General features: G+C 68.3%; 17 protein-coding genes and 1 pseudogene. 15 read left to right on the forward strand and 3 right to left on the reverse strand.

The features are described 5' to 3' along the window. From ACLN58_RS03515 to nrdR, 13 genes are all read left to right on the forward strand, one after another. A partial coding sequence (locus tag ACLN58_RS03515) for an FtsQ-type POTRA domain-containing protein (protein ID WP_415853896.1) occupies nucleotides 1–677 on the forward strand: 677 nt, incomplete at its 5' end. A gap of 178 nt (nucleotides 678–855) precedes the next feature. Further along, nucleotides 856–2,079: a cell division protein FtsZ gene (gene ftsZ / locus ACLN58_RS03520; protein WP_415853897.1), complete on the forward strand. Its 1,224-nt coding sequence runs from the start codon at nucleotides 856–858 to the stop codon at nucleotides 2,077–2,079. Between the two features lie 38 nt (nucleotides 2,080–2,117). Next, nucleotides 2,118–2,816: a polyphenol oxidase family protein gene (locus ACLN58_RS03525; RefSeq protein ID WP_415853898.1), complete on the forward strand. Its 699-nt coding sequence runs from the start codon at nucleotides 2,118–2,120 to the stop codon at nucleotides 2,814–2,816. Beyond that, entirely contained in the window at nucleotides 2,809–3,531 is a 723-nt protein-coding gene (locus ACLN58_RS03530; protein WP_415853899.1) for a YggS family pyridoxal phosphate-dependent enzyme, read from the forward strand. Before ACLN58_RS03525 ends, ACLN58_RS03530 begins: the two co-directional genes overlap by 8 nt. Before the next feature lie 74 nt (nucleotides 3,532–3,605). Then, nucleotides 3,606–4,133 (forward strand): cell division protein SepF, encoded by a 528-nt coding sequence (locus tag ACLN58_RS03535; protein ID WP_415853900.1) that lies wholly within the window; start codon nucleotides 3,606–3,608, stop codon nucleotides 4,131–4,133. A gap of 7 nt (nucleotides 4,134–4,140) precedes the next feature. Beyond that, nucleotides 4,141–4,428, forward strand: a complete 288-nt coding sequence (locus tag ACLN58_RS03540; protein WP_415853901.1) for a YggT family protein — start codon at nucleotides 4,141–4,143, stop codon at nucleotides 4,426–4,428. 139 nt (nucleotides 4,429–4,567) lie between these two features. Next, a complete protein-coding gene (locus ACLN58_RS03545) occupies nucleotides 4,568–5,200 on the forward strand; it encodes a DivIVA domain-containing protein (RefSeq protein ID WP_415853902.1) in 633 nt (210 codons plus the stop codon). Nucleotides 5,201–5,270: 70 nt separating this feature from the next. Further along, nucleotides 5,271–5,909: a signal peptidase II gene (gene lspA, locus ACLN58_RS03550; RefSeq protein ID WP_415853903.1), complete on the forward strand. Its 639-nt coding sequence runs from the start codon at nucleotides 5,271–5,273 to the stop codon at nucleotides 5,907–5,909. Next, nucleotides 5,902–6,822, forward strand: coding sequence for an RluA family pseudouridine synthase (locus tag ACLN58_RS03555; RefSeq protein ID WP_415853904.1), 921 nt, complete (start codon nucleotides 5,902–5,904; stop codon nucleotides 6,820–6,822). The genes lspA and ACLN58_RS03555 overlap by 8 nt, the downstream gene beginning before the upstream one ends. Nucleotides 6,823–6,946: 124 nt before the next feature. Further along, complete coding sequence (gene dnaE / locus ACLN58_RS03560) at nucleotides 6,947–10,486, forward strand: DNA polymerase III subunit alpha (protein ID WP_415853905.1); 3,540 nt, start codon at nucleotides 6,947–6,949, stop codon at nucleotides 10,484–10,486. Next, on the forward strand, nucleotides 10,479–10,982 hold the full coding sequence (locus ACLN58_RS03565; RefSeq protein WP_415853906.1) for a hypothetical protein: 504 nt from the start codon (nucleotides 10,479–10,481) through the stop codon (nucleotides 10,980–10,982). The genes dnaE and ACLN58_RS03565 overlap by 8 nt, the downstream gene beginning before the upstream one ends. A gap of 35 nt (nucleotides 10,983–11,017) precedes the next feature. After that, nucleotides 11,018–12,382: a histidinol dehydrogenase gene (gene hisD, locus ACLN58_RS03570; protein WP_415853907.1), complete on the forward strand. Its 1,365-nt coding sequence runs from the start codon at nucleotides 11,018–11,020 to the stop codon at nucleotides 12,380–12,382. Between the two features lie 96 nt (nucleotides 12,383–12,478). Further along, nucleotides 12,479–12,958, forward strand: coding sequence for a transcriptional regulator NrdR (nrdR, locus tag ACLN58_RS03575; protein ID WP_415853908.1), 480 nt, complete (start codon nucleotides 12,479–12,481; stop codon nucleotides 12,956–12,958). Nucleotides 12,959–13,013: 55 nt separating this feature from the next. Here the strand turns inward: nrdR and ppgK are convergent, their stop codons facing one another. Beyond that, a complete protein-coding gene (gene ppgK / locus ACLN58_RS03580) occupies nucleotides 13,014–13,808 on the reverse strand; it encodes a polyphosphate--glucose phosphotransferase (protein ID WP_415853909.1) in 795 nt (264 codons plus the stop codon). A gap of 71 nt (nucleotides 13,809–13,879) precedes the next feature. Continuing rightward, a complete protein-coding gene (gene map, locus ACLN58_RS03585; protein WP_415853910.1) occupies nucleotides 13,880–14,758 on the reverse strand; it encodes a type I methionyl aminopeptidase in 879 nt (292 codons plus the stop codon). A gap of 26 nt (nucleotides 14,759–14,784) precedes the next feature. On the opposite strand from map, the pseudogene ACLN58_RS03590 reads away from it, so the two are divergent. Then, nucleotides 14,785–14,985, forward strand: a pseudogene (locus tag ACLN58_RS03590) (SPOR domain-containing protein); the annotation flags it as partial. A gap of 47 nt (nucleotides 14,986–15,032) precedes the next feature. Here the strand turns inward: ACLN58_RS03590 and panB are convergent. Beyond that, complete coding sequence (gene panB, locus ACLN58_RS03595; RefSeq protein ID WP_415853911.1) at nucleotides 15,033–15,923, reverse strand: 3-methyl-2-oxobutanoate hydroxymethyltransferase; 891 nt, start codon at nucleotides 15,921–15,923, stop codon at nucleotides 15,033–15,035. 74 nt (nucleotides 15,924–15,997) lie between these two features. Between panB and ACLN58_RS03600 the strand changes: the two genes are divergently transcribed. Next, nucleotides 15,998–17,338 carry a glutamine synthetase family protein gene (locus ACLN58_RS03600; RefSeq protein WP_415853912.1) on the forward strand — a complete coding sequence of 447 codons (1,341 nt, stop codon included), beginning with the start codon at nucleotides 15,998–16,000 and terminating at the stop codon, nucleotides 17,336–17,338. Nucleotides 17,339–17,344 lie beyond the last annotated feature (6 nt).

Raw genomic sequence — 17,344 nt, forward strand, 5'->3', positions numbered from 1 at the left:
TTGCCGTCGGCGCCGCGGCCGTGGCGCTCGTCGCGGGGCTCATGGCTCTCCTCGTCTTCTCGCCGCTCCTCGCGGTGCGGACCATCACCGTCGAGGGCACCAAGATGCTCGCTCCGGCGCAGGTCCTCGCCGCGCTCAAGCCGCTTCAGGGCCGCCCGCTCCCGCTCGTCGGGCCGGACGATGTGACGCGCCTCGTGAGCCCGATTGTCCAGGTGAAGTCCGTGCGCAGCCGCGCGGTGCCGCCGAACACGCTCCTCGTAACCGTCGTGGAGCGCGTCCCCGTCGCGCTCGTGAAGCAGTCGAACGGCTTCTCGGTCGTGGACGGCGACGGCGTCGAGATCGCCCAAGCCCAGGACAAGTCTGCGTTTGCGGTTCCCGTGATCGACGCGTCGGGCGGCGCGATCCCGCACCCGACGTTCCTCGCGATCACGAGCGTCCTCGCGGCGCTTCCCGTCGACATCCTCGCCCAGCTCGCCACCGCGAAGGCCGATTCGGTCGACTCGGTGCAGCTCAAGCTCGCGAACGGCAAGACGGTGATTTGGGGGAACGCCCAGGACCGCGATCTCAAGGCCCAGGTTCTTGCGGCGCTCATGAAGGCGAACGAGACGCCGGTCAAGGGACAGACGCCCGTGACGGTCTATGACGTGAGCACGCCCCGCCATCCGGTCACGCGTTAAGGCGCCGCTTTGCGGCAAAGCTCGCGACACGCCTAGGCGGTCGTTGCACCGGGGAATCGCGGCAAATACCGTCTTCAACAAGAGCTAGTTGACATAACTATAACCTTCGACTTGAGGGTTAAGGTTGTGAACCCGGCTTCTTGCAGAACCAGCAGGCTTCGAACAAGGGACACTCAACGTGGCAGCACCGCAGAACTACTTGGCCGTCATCAAGGTCGTCGGCATTGGCGGCGGTGGCGTGAACGCAGTAAACCGCATGATCGAAGTCGGTCTGCGAGGAGTGGAATTCATCGCCATCAACACGGACGCCCAGGCGCTGCTCATGAGCGACGCGGACGTCAAGCTCGACGTCGGCCGCGAACTGACCCGCGGGCTTGGCGCCGGTGCGAACCCTGAGGTCGGTCGCCAGGCTGCTGAGGACCACTCGGATGAGATCGAGGAAGTCCTGCGCGGCGCGGACATGGTCTTCGTGACGGCCGGCGAGGGCGGCGGAACCGGAACGGGCGGCGCTCCCGTCGTGGCGCGGATCGCGCGCTCGCTCGGCGCGCTCACGATCGGCGTCGTGACGCGTCCCTTCACGTTCGAGGGCCGCCGCCGCGCGTCGTCCGCCGAGAACGGCATCGAGGCGCTCCGCGACGAGGTTGACACGCTCATCGTGATCCCGAACGACCGGCTCCTCTCGATCAGCGACCGCAACGTGTCGGTGCTCGACGCGTTCCGCTCCGCCGATCAGGTTCTCCTCTCCGGAGTCCAGGGCATCACGGACCTCATCACGACCCCTGGTCTCATCAACCTCGACTTCGCCGACGTCAAGTCCGTCATGCAGGGTGCGGGTTCCGCCCTCATGGGCATCGGCTCGGCGCGCGGCGAGGACCGCGCCGTCAAGGCCGCCGAGCTCGCGATCGCGTCCCCGCTCCTCGAGGCCTCGATCGACGGCGCGCACGGCGTCCTGCTCTCGATCCAGGGCGGCAGCGACCTGGGCCTCTTCGAGATCAACGAGGCCGCGCGCCTCGTGCAGGAGGTGGCGCACCCCGAGGCGAACATCATCTTCGGCGCCGTCATCGACGACGCCCTCGGCGACGAGGCTCGCGTCACGGTCATCGCGGCTGGCTTCGACGACGTCAAGGCGACGTCGCCGTCGCTCGAGGACACGAAGGCCAGGGCCGCCGCCCAGCAGGCAGCTGCCGCGGCGGCGTCGGCCGTTCCGTCGGCGCCGCAGGTGCCGCCGGCACCGCGCCCGTCCGCTCAGCCGCAGCCGGTCCACGCCGGCCTGAGCCAGTGGAGCCAGTCGCACACGGGCTCGTCCGCCGATTCTGGTTTCGACGTCGAGCTTCCGGCGGTTGTCGAGCCGGACCTCTCGGGCTCTCGCGACGATCTCGATGTGCCCGACTTCCTCAAGTGATTGATCGAGCGGCCGCCCCGGCGCCCCAAGGCGACGGGGTGGAGGGACTCTTCTGGTGGCGCCGGGACATCCGTCCCGGCGTCACCGCCGCGTTCACGCAGGTCTCGGCGGGCAACCTCGCCTTCCACGTCGGCGAGGACGACGACGGCGTGCGCGCCCATCGCACGGCGCTTGCCGAGGCCGCGGGGGTAGACCGCTTCCAGTACATGGAGCAGGTCCACGGCAAGGCGCACGTGTGGGCCGAGCAGGCCGGCGAGGTGCCGGTCGCCGATGCCCTCCTGTCACGCGGGACTCCCTTGGCGGTCATGGTCGCCGACTGCGTCCCGATCGTCCTGATGGGGCAGTTCCCGGATGGCTCGCCCGCGCTCGGAGCTGTTCACGCGGGGCGGGTCGGGCTCGCCGCGGGAGTGGTCCCGGCAGCTGTCGCGGCCCTTCGCGATGCCGGGGCGCACGGACTCGAGGCGTGGATCGGTCCCAGCATCTGCGGGCGCTGCTACGAAGTGCCTGCGACCCTCCGAGACGAGGTCGAAGCCGCGGTCCCCGGGACGGCGTCGCGGACATCGTGGGGCACGCCGGCGCTTGATCTCCCGGGCGGCGTCACAGCCCAGCTCGCGGCTGCGGGCGTCGCGGTTCATGCCGAGGCCGCCGCGTGCACGCTCGAGGAAGAGCGCCTCTTCTCGCATCGGCGCGCGCCGGGGGAGGGCCGCTTCGCGGGCCTGGTGTGGGCGCATGCGTGATCTCGAGTCCCGGCGGGCTGAGCTCGCGGCGAACCTCGAGCGCGTTCGTCGTCGGATCTCCCAGGCGGCGCGCGCGTCCGGACGGGGCGAGGAGCCCAAGCTCATCGTCGTGACGAAGTTCCACCCCGCGGGTGATGTGAGGCTGCTTGCCGAGCTCGGTGTGACCGACGTCGGAGAGAACCGCGATCAGGAGGCCTCCGCGAAGGCGGCCGAGCTTGCGGGCCTGGAGCTCTCGTGGCACTTCATCGGCCAGCTCCAATCGAACAAGGCGAAAAGCGTGGTTCGCTACGCCGACACCGTGCACTCGGTGGACCGTTCCTCGCTCGTGACGGCCCTCGCGAAAGCCGCGGCCCATGAGCCGTCGCGCGCGGGCCGCCCGCCCCTAGCGTGCCTCCTCCAGGTGAACCTCGACGAGGATGCGGTGTCCGGGAGAGGGGGAGCGCTGCCGGCCGAACTTGCGCGGCTTGGCGACCTCGTCGCAGGCGCGGACGGGCTGCGCCTCGCGGGCATCATGGCGGTCGCGCCGCTCGGCGAAGACCCCGAGCGGGCCTTCGAGCGCCTGTCCGTTTGCGCCGCGAAGCTGCGCGCGGACCATCCAGATGCGAGGATGGTGTCTGCGGGTATGAGTCAAGACCTCGAACAGGCGATTGCGGCGGGCGCGACACACGTGCGGATCGGGACAGATGTCCTCGGTCCGCGGCCACGCGTGCTGTAGCGTCGAAGCGTCGGGACCTCTAGGGCCGGGACCCGGTGCCTGAGGACCGCGTGGCCCGAGTACAGGAGTCGAGCATGGCCGGAGTTATGCGGAAGACCATGGTTTACCTCGGCCTCGCAGACAGCGATGAGCAGTTCGAGGCAGAGGCCCATCACGCCCGCACGGAAACCACACGTACGGAAGAGGACAAGCCGGTGCACACCGAGCGCGAAGAACGCCGACAGGCACTCGCAACCCGCGAGCCCGCCGCCGAGGTCGAGGAGTACCGGGCTCCAGTGACGCCCATCAAGCGTGCCGCAGCCGTGCGTGAGGACGGCAGCCTGCGCCAGATCACCACGGTCCACCCGCGCTCCTACAACGACGCCAAGATCATCGGAGAGAGCTTCCGCGAGGGCATTCCCGTGATCATGAACGTCACGGACATGGGCGAGGCAGACGCCAAGCGCCTCGTCGATTTCTCGGCCGGCCTCGTGTTCGGCCTCCATGGCAGCATAGAGCGGGTCACCAACAAGGTGTTCCTGCTCACCCCCGCGACGATCGAAGTCCTCGGCGAGGACAAGAAGGCGAGCGAGGGGACTACCGCCTTCTTCAACCAGAGCTGAGTTTCGCGTGGGCATTGTCTGGGCACTCGTGTATGTGCTTCTCGATCTCCTGCTCGTGGGGCTCGTGGGGCGCCTCGTACTGGACTGGGTCCAGTCGTTTGCCCGGTCGTGGCGACCGCGGGGGTTTTCCCTCGTAGCCGCGAGTGCCATCTACTCGATGACCGATCCGCCCATGCGGTTGTCCAGGAGGCTTTTCAAGCCTGTCCGGCTCGGTGGTTTGAGCCTCGATATCGCGTTCATTGTCCTCGTGTTCGCGGTCTACATCGCTATGGATATCGTTCGGAATCTCGCGTAGGTTCTGAGCAAAGAACCGGGGGCTTCTCTTTTTCTGTACTTACGTGCTAAGTCGGAAGTGGAGCGACCGGGTGAATGTCAGCTACGGTAGTCGGGGGAGGCAAGCCTTCCCGACTGACAAGACCAAATGAGGTGAGCAGATGGCTCTGACGCCAGAAGATGTCGTCAACAAGCGATTCCAGCCGACCAAGTTCCGCGAGGGCTACGACCAGGACGAGGTTGATGACTTCCTTGACGAGATCGTCATTGAGCTCCGCCGGCTGAACCAGGAGAACGACGAGCTCCGCAAGAAGGTCGCCGAGCTCACCTCGAAGGGCGGTGTTTCGGCACCCGAGAAGCCGACCGTTGAAGAGCCCAAGCCGGTTGAGGTCGCGAAGCCCGCTCCGGTTGCTCCGGCGCCCGCGCCTGTCCAGGCGGCTGCCCCCTCGACGGTGCACGCGCAGACCGCCGAGTCGGCCGCTGGTCTCCTCGCGATGGCTCAGCAGATGCACGACAAGCACGTCCAGGACGGCATCGACCAGCGCGACAAGATCATCGCCGAGGCGCAGATCGAGGCGAGCAGCCTGGTGAGCGAGGCTCAGGAGAAGTCCCGCAAGACGCTGGGCGCCCTTGAGCAGCAGCGGTCGGTGCTCGAGCGCAAGGTTGAGCAGCTCCGTGGCTTCGAGCGCGACTACCGCACCCGCCTCAAGGCCTACATCGAGGGCCAGCTGCGCGATCTCGACGCCCGAGGCTCGGTCGTGTCGAACGAGATCCCCGACAACGCCGAGGTCTAAAGTCAGAAACTCGTCAGAGCCGGCGGCCGCCCACGCGGTCGCCGGCTTCGGCATGCCAACGGAAAGCAGCATGGACAACTCCACACCGACGTCGCCCCCGCATGACCACGCGCCGTCGTCCGCCGGGCGCCGTCGCCTCCACTGGCGGGGCATTGGCGTGCTGGCCGCCCTCGCCGTCGTGGCGTATGTCCTCGACCAGCTCACGAAGCTCTGGGTGACGAGCACCATGACGGAGGGGGAGAGGACCCCGGTCCTCCCGCCGCTCCTGCACTGGTACTACATCCGCAATTCGGGTGCCGCGTTCTCGATCGGTGAGAACGTGACGTGGGTCTTCAGCATCATCATGACTGTCGTCTCGGTGGCGATCATCGTGTACGCGAGGCGGGTACGTTCCGTCGGGTGGGCCGTCGCGCTCGGGCTCGTGCTCGGCGGTGCGCTCGGCAACCTCACCGACCGGCTGTTTCGCGAGCCCTCGTTCGGCATGGGCCACGTGGTGGACTTCATCCAGCTGCCCAACTTCGCGATCTTCAACGTCGCCGATTCGTGTGTCGTCACAGGCGTCGCGCTCATCTGCCTCCTGACGCTCGTCGGCATTGGCGCGGACGGAAGCCGGCACTCGAAGCGCGACGGCGCCCGAAACGACGAGCGCGGAGCCGGGACCGGTACAGGGTCCGGGGGCGAAGAGCAACCGGGGACGCCGGGTGCCTGAGCGGCACACCGTCCCCGAGGAACTCGCCGGAGCGCGCGCGGACGCGGGTCTCGCGGCCCTGCTCGGGGTGTCCCGATCGGCCGCGGCCCAGCTGCTGACGGGCGGCCACGTCCGCATGGCAGGCAAGGCTCTCGCCAAATCGGATCGGCTCGCCGCGGACGCGGAGATTGACATCGACGCGCCCGAGCAGCGCGATCCCCTGGAAGTGGTGGTGGAACACGTGGACGGCCTCGAGATCCTCCTCGACGACGAGGACTTCGTCGTCGTGGACAAACCCGTGGGCGTTGCCGCGCATCCCTCCCCGGGATGGGTAGGGCCCACCGTCGTGGGCGGCCTCGCCGCTGACGGTTTCCGCATTTCGACGTCCGGCGCACCCGAGCGCGCGGGCATCGTCCACCGGCTCGACGTGGGCACGTCCGGCGCCATGGTCGTCGCGAAGACCGAGCACGCGTACACCGCGCTCAAGCGCGCATTCAAAGAGCGCACCGTCGAGAAGGTCTACCACGCCGTGGTCCAGGGCCTGCCCGATCCGCTCGAGGGGACCATCGACGCGCCGATCGGGCGGCACCCGGGCTACGACTGGCGCTTCGCGGTCGTCGAGGACGGCCGCGCCTCGGTGACCCACTACGAAGTGCTCGAGGCCTTCGGCCGTGCAAGCCTCGTCGAGGTCCACCTCGAGACTGGCCGGACGCACCAGATCCGCGTCCACTTCTCGGCGCTCCACCACCCGTGCGCGGGGGACCTGACGTACGGCGCGGACCCGCGGCTCGCGGCCGATCTGGGCCTCACGCGCCAGTGGCTGCACGCGCACCGCCTCGGCTTTGCGCACCCCCGAACGGGCGAATGGGTCGAGGCCACGAGCCCCTACCCGGCCGATCTGCAATACGCGATCGACGCGCTCCGCGGCCACTGAACCGGTCGTGCGCTGGCCCGTTCCCCGCTGGGGCCCTGCCAACTGGCCTGCGGGCCGAGGCTCCGGCTCAATGCGTGCGGCGCGGCAGCGCGGAGCCCACGGGCGCCGAGCCTAGACTGGAGCGGTGACTTCCAGCGGTTCGTTCGTGCACCTCCACAACCACACCGAGTACTCGATGCTCGACGGCGCGGCGCGGCTGGGGGACCTGTTCAGCCACGCGGAGGAGCTCGGCATGAACGCGGTTGCGACGACGGACCACGGCTTCGTCTTCGGGGCATTCGACTTCTGGAAGAAGGCCACGGACGCCGGCATCAAGCCGATTGTCGGGGTCGAGGCCTACCTGACGCCGGGCACCGCCCGCCAGGACAAGACCCGCGTGCGCTGGGGCGACGGTGGCCGCAACGACGTCTCCGGCGCCGGCGCGTACACGCACATGACGATGTGGGCCGAGAACACGGAGGGCATGCACAACCTCTTCCGGATGTCCTCGCTCGCGTCCCTCGAGGGCTATCTGTACAAGCCGCGCATGGACCGCGAGCTCCTGCAGACGTACGGGAAGGGCCTCATCGCGACGACCGGTTGCCCGTCCGGCGAAGTCCAGACCAAGCTCCGGCTCGGGCTGTACGAGGAGGCCCGCGAGGCGGCCGCCGAGTTCCGCGAGATCTTCGGGCGGGAGAACTTCTTCTGCGAGCTCATGGACCACGGCCTCGACATCGAGCGCGCGGTTCAGGCCGATCTGATCAGGCTCGCGAAGGACCTCGGCCTTCCGCTCGTGGCCACGAACGATCTCCACTACACACACGCCGAGGACGCCTCGAGCCACGCCGCCCTCCTCTGCGTCCAGTCTGGTTCGACGCTCGCCGACCCCAAGCGGTTCAAGTTCGACGCCGACGAGTTCTACCTCAAGTCCCCGGCCGAGATGCGGGCGATCTTCAGCGACCATCCCGAGGCGTGCGACAACACGCTGCTCATCGCCGAGCGCTGCAACGTCGAGTTCAACACGAAGGCGAGCTACATGCCGCGCTTCCCCTGCCCGGAGGGGGAGAACGAGGAATCGTGGTTCGTCAAGGAGGTTGAGCGCGGCCTCCACTACCGGTTCCCGGGCGGCATCCCCGACGAGGTCCGCAAGCAGGCCGAGTACGAGATCGGGATCATCACCCAGATGGGGTTCCCGGGCTACTTCCTCGTCGTCGCCGACTTCATCAACTGGGCCAAGGACAACGGGATCCGCGTAGGCCCGGGCCGCGGCTCCGGTGCGGGGTCCATGGCCGCGTACGCGATGCGCATCACGGATCTCAACCCGCTCGCCCACGGCCTCATCTTCGAGCGCTTCCTCAATCCGGACCGTGTCTCGATGCCTGACTTCGATGTCGACTTCGATGATCGTCGCCGCCCCGAGGTCATCAAGTACGTGACGGAGAAGTACGGCGACGACCGTGTCGCGATGATCGTCACGTACGGGACCATCAAGGCCAAGCAGGCCCTCAAGGACTCCTCCCGCGTGCTCGGCTACCCGTTCTCCGTGGGGGAGCGGCTCACGAAGGCGATGCCGCCGGACGTCATGGGCAAGGGCATGCCGCTCGTGGACATCCACAATCCCGAGGCCAAGCGCTACGGCGAGGCCGAGGAGATGCGCGAGCTCCTGCGCTCGGACTCGGACGCCCAACGTGTGTTCGAGACGGCGCTCGGGCTCGAGGGGCTCAAGCGCCAGTGGGGCGTGCACGCCGCCGGCGTCATCATGTCCTCCCACCCGCTCATCGACATCGTCCCGATCATGCGCCGCGACCAGGACGGCCAGGTCATCACGCAGTTCGACTATCCGACCTGCGAGGGCCTTGGGCTGATCAAGATGGACTTCCTCGGCCTGAGGAACCTCACGATCATCACGGACGCCCTGGACAACATCAAGCTCAACCGCGGGACGGAGCTCGACCTCGAGCGCCTCGAACTCGACGACACGCCGTCCTACGATCTCCTCGCGCGCGGCGACACGCTCGGCGTTTTCCAGCTCGATGGCGGCCCCATGCGCTCGCTGCTCAAGCTCATGCGCCCCGACAACTTCGAGGACATCTCCGCCGTCCTCGCGCTCTACCGGCCGGGGCCCATGGGCGCGAACGCGCACACCAACTACGCGCTCCGCAAGAACGGCCAGCAGGAGATCACGCCGATCCACCCCGAGCTCGCGGAGCCGCTCGAGGACATCCTGGGCGGCACCTACGGCCTCATCGTGTACCAGGAGCAGGTCATGGCCATCGCGCAGAAGCTTGCCGGCTACTCGCTCGGACAGGCCGACATTCTGCGCCGCGCGATGGGCAAGAAGAAGAAGTCCGAGCTGGACAAGCAGTTCGAGGGCTTCTCCGCGGGCATGCACGATCGGGGGTACTCGGACGCCGCAGTCAAGACGCTGTGGGACATCCTCCTGCCCTTCTCCGACTACGCGTTCAACAAGGCGCACTCGGCCGCGTACGGCGTGGTCTCGTACTGGACCGCCTATCTCAAGGCGCACTACCCGGCGGAATACATGGCGGCCCTGCTGACGTCGGTCGGGGACGACAAGGACAAGCTTGCGATGTACCTCAACGAGTGCCGGCGCATGGGCATCACGGTCCTGCCGCCGGACGTCAACGAGTCCGCGCTCAACTTCACCCCGGTGGGCAACGACATCCGCTTCGGCATGGGTGCGATCCGCAACGTCGGCGCGAACGTCGTGCACTCGATGGTCGAGGCCCGCACCGAGAAGGGCGCGTACACGGGCTTCAGCGACTTCCTCCAGAAGGTCCCCGCGGTCGTCTGCAACAAGCGCACGATCGAATCGCTCATCAAGGCCGGCGCCTTCGACTCGCTCGGGCACCCGCGGCGCTCGCTCGCCATGGTGCACGAGGAGGCTGTCGACGCCGTCATCACGCTCAAGCGCAACGAGGCAGCGAACCAGTTCGACCTCTTCAGCGCGTTCGACGGCGATGGGGGCGACGGCTCGCTGGCCTCGGGCCTCGCCGTCGAGATCCCGGATCTCCCCGAATGGGAAAAGAAGGATCGGCTCGCGTTTGAGCGCGACATGTTGGGTCTGTACGTCTCGGACCACCCGCTCCAGGGCCTTGAGGGCGTGCTCGACGGGCACGCCGACCATGCGATCTCCCAGCTCATTTCCGACGACGGCCCCCAGGACGGCGCGATCGTCACGATTGCGGGCATGATCACGTCGCTGAGCCGGCGCATCGCGAAGGCGAGCGGCAACGCGTACGCGCGCGCCGAGATCGAGGACCTCGGCGCGTCCATGGAGGTCATGTTCTTCGGCCAGGTCTACGGACCGATCGCGTCGATCCTCGCGGAGGACCTCATCGTGGTGATCAAGGGTCGCCTCCAGCGGCGGGACGACGGCGCCGTGACGCTGAGCGCGATGGAGCTCACGGTGCCGGACCTCAGCCAGGCCGACGGAGGCCCCGTGGTCATCTCGATGCCGACGCACAAGGCCACAGAGCGCATCGTGACGCGCCTCGGCGAGGTCCTGCGCACGCATCCTGGGCACAGCGAGGTGCAGCTGAGGCTCCACGGGAGCCGCAGCATCGAGGTCATGAAGCTCGGCGTGCACCTCCGCGTCAACCCCAACCCCGCCCTGTTCGGTGACCTCAAGGTCCTCCTCGGCCCTGCGTGCCTCGATGCGTGAGGCCGGGGACGTCATGGAAGCTTCGTCGCGAGTGCGCACCTGGCCGAGCCCCGCGACAATGGTCCGGTGGTGCGTGCTTCCCGCCGTCGCCGGGCCCGTGCTCGGCTTCGTGTGGTGGCTCGCCGCCCCCGGCGGCCGGCTCTACGGCGACGGCTCGGATTACGGGCAGTGGATCCCTCGCGACTTCGTCTTCACTGGCCTCGCGGCCCTCGCCGCGGTCGTCGTCGTCGTCTTCGCGGTGCGCGCGCACGTGCGGGCCGGTTTCGCGGGGCGCTACCTCGCGGCCCTCGTCGGATCGGGGGCCGGCAGCGTGCTCATGTGGCTCACCGGCGTGGGCCTCGGAATGGTCTTCGGGTCGTCGCGGTCCGATCCGAGCGTCGTCGGCTCGGCGTTCGGCCTCGCGACGTTCAGCGCCCTCGCGCTGTGGCCGGGGATCGTCGCCGTCGTCATCCTCGGGCTTGTTACGGTTCTCTGGTCCCCGCCCACCCGACCCTGATCCCCGCCCACCCGCCCGGACCGTAGACTGGGGTCGTGACCTCCCCAGCTCTCTCCCTCGACTTCCGCACGATCGATCTCAGGGGCCGGAGCCTCAGCCTCGCCGAGCTGCGAGCGGTCGTGCCGCGGCTCGAGCCAGAGCAGGGCTCCGCGGTGGAGGACGCCGTCCACGGCATCATCTCGGACGTCCGCTCGGGCGGGTTCGCGGCGCTCTCGCTCCTCGCGGAGAAGTTCGACGGCGTGACTCAGCGGCACCCGCGCGTCCCCGGCGAGGCCATCTCCGGCGCGCTCGCCTCGCTCGCGCCGAGCGTCCGCACGGCGCTCGAGGAATCGATCCGCAGGGCCCGGCTGTTCGCCGCGGCGCAGCTTCCCGAGGACGTCACCGTGCGCCCGGGCGACGGCGCGACCGTCACCCAGCGCTGGGTCCCGGTGCGCCGCGTCGGCCTGTACGTGCCGGGTGGCCTTGCGGTGTACCCGTCGTCGGTGGTCATGAACGTCGTTCCGGCGCAGGCCGCCGGAGTGGGCTCGATTGCCCTCGCCTCGCCGCCGCAGAAGGACAACGACGGCCTCCCGCACCCCACGATCCTCGCCGCCGCGGCCCTGCTCGGGATCGATGAGGTGTACGCGATCGGCGGCGCCCAGGCCGTCGTGGCGTTCGCCTACGGGATTCCCGCGGGATCGGACTCGGCGGGGGCGCTCCCCGCGATCGAGCCTGCCGACGTCGTGACGGGCCCCGGGAACATCTTCGTCGCGACGGCCAAGCGGCTCGTCAAGGGCGTTGTCGGGATCGACGCCGAGGCCGGGCCGACCGAGATCGCGATCCTTGCCGACGCGACCGCTCGCCCCGAGCTTGTCGCAGCCGACCTCGTGAGCCAGGCCGAGCACGACACGCGCGCCGGTTCCGTGCTCATCACGGACTCGCCGGAGCTCATCGAGGCGGTCCGCGAGCGCCTCGCCGAGCAGGCCGAGGGCACGAAGCACCGCGACCGCGTGCTCACGGCCCTTTCCGGGCGGCAGTCCGGCGCGGTGCTCGTGGACGACGTCGATGCGGGCGTCGCGGTCTGCGACGCCTACGCTGCCGAGCATCTCGAAGTCATGACGGCGGACGCCGCCGCGGTCGCCGCCCGCGTGCGGAACGCCGGTGCGATCTTCGTGGGCGACTTCAGCCCCGTGAGCCTCGGCGACTACACGGCCGGATCGAACCACGTGCTCCCCACGAGCGGCACCGCCGCGTTCTCCTCGGGGCTCAACGTCGGGACGTTCCTCAAGGCCGTCCAGGTCATCGACTACAGCTCGGAGGCACTCGGCGCCGTCGCCCGTCACATCCGGAGCCTCGCGGACGCAGAGGATCTCCCGGCCCACGGCGACGCCGTGGACCGGCGCTTCGATCGCCGTCCCTAGCGGCCGCCGGAGGAAATCACCGTCCCTAGTAGGGGGGACCACTACATCTGGTGGTCTTTCCTTGGTGACGCAGGGCTCGCCCCGTAGAATCGAGGGATGTATTGCCCGTTCTGCCGCAATCCGGACTCGCGCGTCGTTGACAGTCGCATCCAGGACGACGGCGCGTCGATCCGCCGCAGGAGGCAGTGCCCGCAATGCGGGCGGCGGTTCACGACGATCGAGACGACGAGCCTGACGGTCATCAAGCGCTCGGGCGTCGGCGAGCCGTTCAGCCGGAGCAAGGTCATCAACGGCGTGCGGAAGGCGTGCCAGGGGCGGCCCGTCACAGAAGACGATCTCGCCCTGCTTGCGCAGGAGGTCGAGGAGGCGGTGCGCTCGAGCGGGGCCGCGGAGATCAACGCCCACGAGGTGGGCCTCGCGATCCTCGGTCCGCTGCGGAAGCTCGACCACGTCGCGTACCTGCGCTTCGCGAGCGTATATCAGTCGTTCGAATCCCTCGAGGACTTCGAGGCGGCCATCGCATTGCTGCGATCCGAGCAGGCCGAAACGTCGCCCGCCGAGGGGGCTCAGGCCTGATCCGGCCTTAGGCGCGCAAAAGGGGCCCGGCGACGGGCCCCTTTTCGCGTGCTCTCTACTTGTGGAGCTTGTGGTGAATGCCCACCTGGAGGGCCGCGCCCACGATCCCAGCCTCGTTCTTGAGCTCGGCCGGGACGATCGGCGTGCGGAGCTTGAGCCGCGGCAGATACTCGTCGGCCCGCTTCGAGATGCCCCCGCCGACGATGAAGAGCTCGGGGGAGAAGAGGAACTCGACGTGCGAGAAGTACCGCTGCAGGCGCACGCTGTAGTCTTCCCAGCCGATGCCCTCGCGCTCGCGCGCCACGGCGGAGGCCTTGGTCTCAGCGTCGAAGCCGTCAATCTCGAGGTGGCCGAGCTCGGCGTTCGGCACGAGCTGGCCGTTGAAGACGAATGCCGAACCAATCCCTGTTCCGAGCGTGATGACGAGGACCGTGCCGTCCACGCCCTGGCCCGCCCCGTACCTCACCTCGGCAAGGCCAGCGGCGTCGGCGTCGTTGATGACCTCGACGGGGCGGTTGAGGTGTTTCGTGAAGAACTTATCGATTTCGAAGTCGATCCACGATTTGTCGACATTGGCGGCCGAGTGGCAGACGCCGTGCTGGATGATGCCCGGGAACGTGACGCCGACGGGCAGGTCCTCGGACGGCGCTTCGTCCCGCTCGCTCAGTTCGTCGACGATCTGGGCCACGACTTCTGCAACGGGCTCCGGCGCGGAGGGCTGAGGCGTGTCGATGCGCACGCGGTCACCCACGAGCTTGCCCTTCTTGAGATCGACAATGCCGCCCTTGATGCCGGTGCCCCCGATGTCGATGCCGATGAGGTGATTGTGCTTCTTGTCGCTCTTGGACATGCGTTCTGCCTCTCGTGGGAGTTAAGGGCGGGGTGGGTTGGAGGAAGGGGACGGGTGCGTTGCGCTCTCGACTAGGGGAGCGTCAGGATCTCTGCACCCGTGTCGGTGACGACGAGTGTGTGTTCGAACTGGGCGGTCCGCTTGCGGTCGCGCGTCACGACCGTCCAGCCGTCGTCCCACATGTCCCACTGGATTGTGCCGAGCGTGAGCATAGGCTCGATCGTGAAGACCATCCCTGGCTCCATGACCCTGCGGTACGCGGGCGCGGCGTCGTAGTGCGGGATGATGAGGCCCGAGTGGAACGCTTCGCCCACGCCGTGGCCCGTGAAGTCGCGCACCACACCGTAGCCGAAGCGCTTGGCATACGACTCGATCGCGCGCCCGATCACGTTGATCTCGCGGCCGGGGGCCACAGCCTTGATGGCGCGCTGGAGCGACTCCTGCGTCCGCTCCACGAGCAGCCGGGACTCCTCGTCCACGTCACCCACAAGGAACGTATGGTTGGTGTCGCCGTGGACTCCGTCCTTGAAGGCCGTGATGTCGATGTTGATGATGTCCCCGTCGGCGAGGACGGTCGAGTCCGGGATCCCGTGGCAGATCACCTCGTTGACTGACGTGCAGAGGGACTTCGTAAAGCCGCGGTAGCCGAGCGTCGACGGGTACGCACCGCGGTCAATGAGAAATTGGTGCCCGATTCGGTCGAGCTCGTCGGTCGTGATTCCGGGCCGGATATGCCGGCCGACCTCGACCGTGGCCTGCGCGGCGATCTTGCTGGCGACCCGAATGCGCTCGAGCTGCTCCGGCGTGTAGACGTCGTTGCCGTCGTAGTTCTCCGGCCCGTCCTTGCCGACGTAGCCCGGTCTGGGGATCGAATCCGGGACCTTGAGCATCGGGGAAACGGTCCCGGGCACGAGCGTGCCCACGGGTGCCGTGGTTGACGGAGAAGGCATAGGCTGAGTGTACTCGGGCCGAAAGGAGGACGAGCCGCATGACGCAGTTTTGGTACAACGTCCGGACGCACCAGGTCGAAGAAGACGCGATGAGCGATTGGACACAGCTCATCGGGCCCTACGCGACTCGCGAGGAAGCCGAACATGCGCTCGAGAAGGTCAAGGAGCGCAACCGTGCTTGGGACCCCTCAGACGCTAACGGCGACGGCTGGTCTGATAACGACTAGGCCCGTCGGGCCGGAGCAAGGTCCCTCAGAGGCCCTGCCCAGGCCCCTCAGAAGCTGTGCTCGGGCCCCGGGAACGTGCCCGAGCGGACGTCGTCGCCGTACCGACGCGCGGCGTCCAGCAGGGTTCCCCGCAGGTCGGCGTAGCGCTTGACGAACTTCGCGATCCGTGTGCCCTCGCCGCCGCGGAGACCGGCCATGTCCTGCCACACGAGCACCTGGCCGGTGGTGGCGGCACCGGCTCCGATGCCGATCGTCGGGACCCGCACGGCGGCGTCGACGGCGGCTGCCGTCCCGGCCGGGACCATTTCCATGAGCACGCAGAAGGCGCCGGCAGCCTCGAGCGCCTTGGCGTCCTCGACAAGGCGCTCGGCGTCGTCGCCCCTTCCCTGCACGCGATAGCCGCCCAGGGCGTGCTCGCTCTGAGGGGTGAAGCCGATGTGAGCCATGACCGGGATGCCGGCCTGGACCATCGCGCGGACCGTGTCGGCGTAGTACGCCCCGCCCTCCATCTTCACGGCGTGGGCCAGGCCCTCCTTGAGGAAGCGCACCCCGGTCTCGACGCCCTGGGCGGGGGAGACTTCGTAGCTTCCGAAGGGGAGATCGGCGACAACAAGCGCGTGCCGCGCGGAGCGCGCGACGGCGCGGCACAGTGGGAGGAGCTCGTCGACCGTGACGGGCAGGCTCGTCTCGTGGCCGTAGACGTTGTTGGCGGCCGAATCGCCGATGAGGAGGACTTCGATGCCGGCCTCGTCGAAGATCTGCGCGGCGTACTGGTCATAGGCGGTGAGCATCGCGAACCGCTCACCACGTTCTTTCGCGGCGGCGAGGTGGTGGATGCGCACGCGGCCCGCGGGGCGGCCCGTCGACGCGCCGGTTCCGGCCTGCTGGGGGCCGGAGCCATAGGGGGCCGGGGACTCGGGTGACGTGGTGGGGGCCATACGGACGAGACTAGTCCAAGCTGAGTAGAGTGGGGGAAGCGCGCAAGGGCCTGAACTCGCAAGGGAGACCTTTCATGAACCGTCAGCAGGAATTCGTGCTCCGCACCATTGAGGAACGCGACGTCCGCTTTGTCCGACTGTGGTTCACCGACGTCGTCGGCTCGCTCAAGTCCGTTGCGCTGGCCCCGGCCGAGGTGGAGGGCGCCTTCGAGGAGGGACTCGGCTTCGACGGTTCGTCGATCGAGGGCTTGGCCCGCGTCTCCGAGTCGGACATGCTCCTGCAGCCCGATCCCTCGACGTTCCAGATCCTCCCGTGGCGCGGGGAGACGGAGCCCACGTCCCGCATGTTCTGCGACATCCTGACGCCCGACGGCGAGCCCTCCCTCGCGGACCCCCGCAATGTCCTCAAGCGGACGCTCGCGAAGGCGGCCGAGATGGGCTTCACGTGCTACACGCATCCCGAGATTGAGTTCTACCTGCTCCAGTCGGACCGGCTCGGCCCGGACGGCGCTCCGCTCCCGATCGACCAAGGCGGCTACTTCGACCACGTTCCGGGCGGTGTCGCGCAGGACTTCCGCCGGACTGTCGTGAACATGCTCGAATCCGTGGGGATCTCGGTCGAGTTCAGCCACCACGAGGGCGGGCCGGGGCAGAACGAGATCGACCTGCGCTACGCGGACGCGCTCCAGACCGCGGACAACATCATGACGTTCCGCACCGTCGTCAAGGAGGTCGCGATCCAGCAGGGCGCGTACGCGACGTTCATGCCCAAGCCGTTCACGGTCCACCCCGGCTCCGGCATGCACACGCATTTCTCGCTCTTCGAGGGGGACTCGAACGCGTTCCATGAGCCAGGTGCCCAGTTCCAGCTGTCGAAGACGGCTCGCCATTTCATCGCGGGCCTCCTGCGGCACGCGAACGAGTTCACGGCCGTCACGAACCAGTTCGTCAACTCGTACAAGCGCCTATGGGGCGGCGGCGAGGCGCCGAGCTATCTGAGCTGGGGCCACAACAACCGTTCGGCGCTCGTGCGCGTCCCGCTCTACAAACCTGGGAAGGGCCAGTCCGCGCGCGTCGAGTATCGCGGCATCGACTCGGCGACCAACCCGTACCTCTCCTACGCGGTCCTGCTCGGAGCGGGGCTCAAGGGCATCGAGGAGGAGTACGAGCTGCCGCCCGCGGCAGAGGACGACATCGCGTCGCTCACCTCGGCGGAGCGCCGCGTGCTCGGCCACTCCCCGCTGCCGGCGAGCCTTCACGACGCGATCGGCTCGATGGAGGACTCCGAGCTCATGGCCCAGATCCTCGGGGAGCAGGTGTTCGAGCACTTCCTCCGCAACAAGCGCCAGGAGTGGAACGAGTACCGCCTCGAGGTCACTCCCTACGAGCTGCACCGTAATCTGAGCATCCTCTAGGCCGCC

It is taken from the genome of Sinomonas sp. G460-2 (genome assembly GCF_047759905.1).
In the GTDB taxonomy this organism is placed as follows: domain Bacteria; phylum Actinomycetota; class Actinomycetes; order Actinomycetales; family Micrococcaceae; genus Sinomonas.

What these genes read in the sequence shown, in the direction of transcription:
- ppgK (WP_415853909.1), bottom strand. Translation starts at nt 13,808, where the DNA reads ATGTCCAAGAGCGACAAGAAGCACAATCACCTCATCGGCATCGACATC.
- panB (WP_415853911.1), bottom strand. Translation starts at nt 15,923, where the DNA reads ATGGCCCCCACCACGTCACCCGAGTCCCCGGCCCCCTATGGCTCCGGC.
- nrdR (WP_415853908.1), top strand. Translation starts at nt 12,479, where the DNA reads ATGTATTGCCCGTTCTGCCGCAATCCGGACTCGCGCGTCGTTGACAGT.
- ACLN58_RS03565 (WP_415853906.1), top strand. Translation starts at nt 10,479, where the DNA reads ATGCGTGAGGCCGGGGACGTCATGGAAGCTTCGTCGCGAGTGCGCACC.
- lspA (WP_415853903.1), top strand. Translation starts at nt 5,271, where the DNA reads ATGGACAACTCCACACCGACGTCGCCCCCGCATGACCACGCGCCGTCG.
- ACLN58_RS03600 (WP_415853912.1), top strand. Translation starts at nt 15,998, where the DNA reads ATGAACCGTCAGCAGGAATTCGTGCTCCGCACCATTGAGGAACGCGAC.
- map (WP_415853910.1), bottom strand. Translation starts at nt 14,758, where the DNA reads ATGCCTTCTCCGTCAACCACGGCACCCGTGGGCACGCTCGTGCCCGGG.
- ACLN58_RS03535 (WP_415853900.1), top strand. Translation starts at nt 3,606, where the DNA reads ATGGCCGGAGTTATGCGGAAGACCATGGTTTACCTCGGCCTCGCAGAC.
- ACLN58_RS03530 (WP_415853899.1), top strand. Translation starts at nt 2,809, where the DNA reads ATGCGTGATCTCGAGTCCCGGCGGGCTGAGCTCGCGGCGAACCTCGAG.
- ACLN58_RS03545 (WP_415853902.1), top strand. Translation starts at nt 4,568, where the DNA reads ATGGCTCTGACGCCAGAAGATGTCGTCAACAAGCGATTCCAGCCGACC.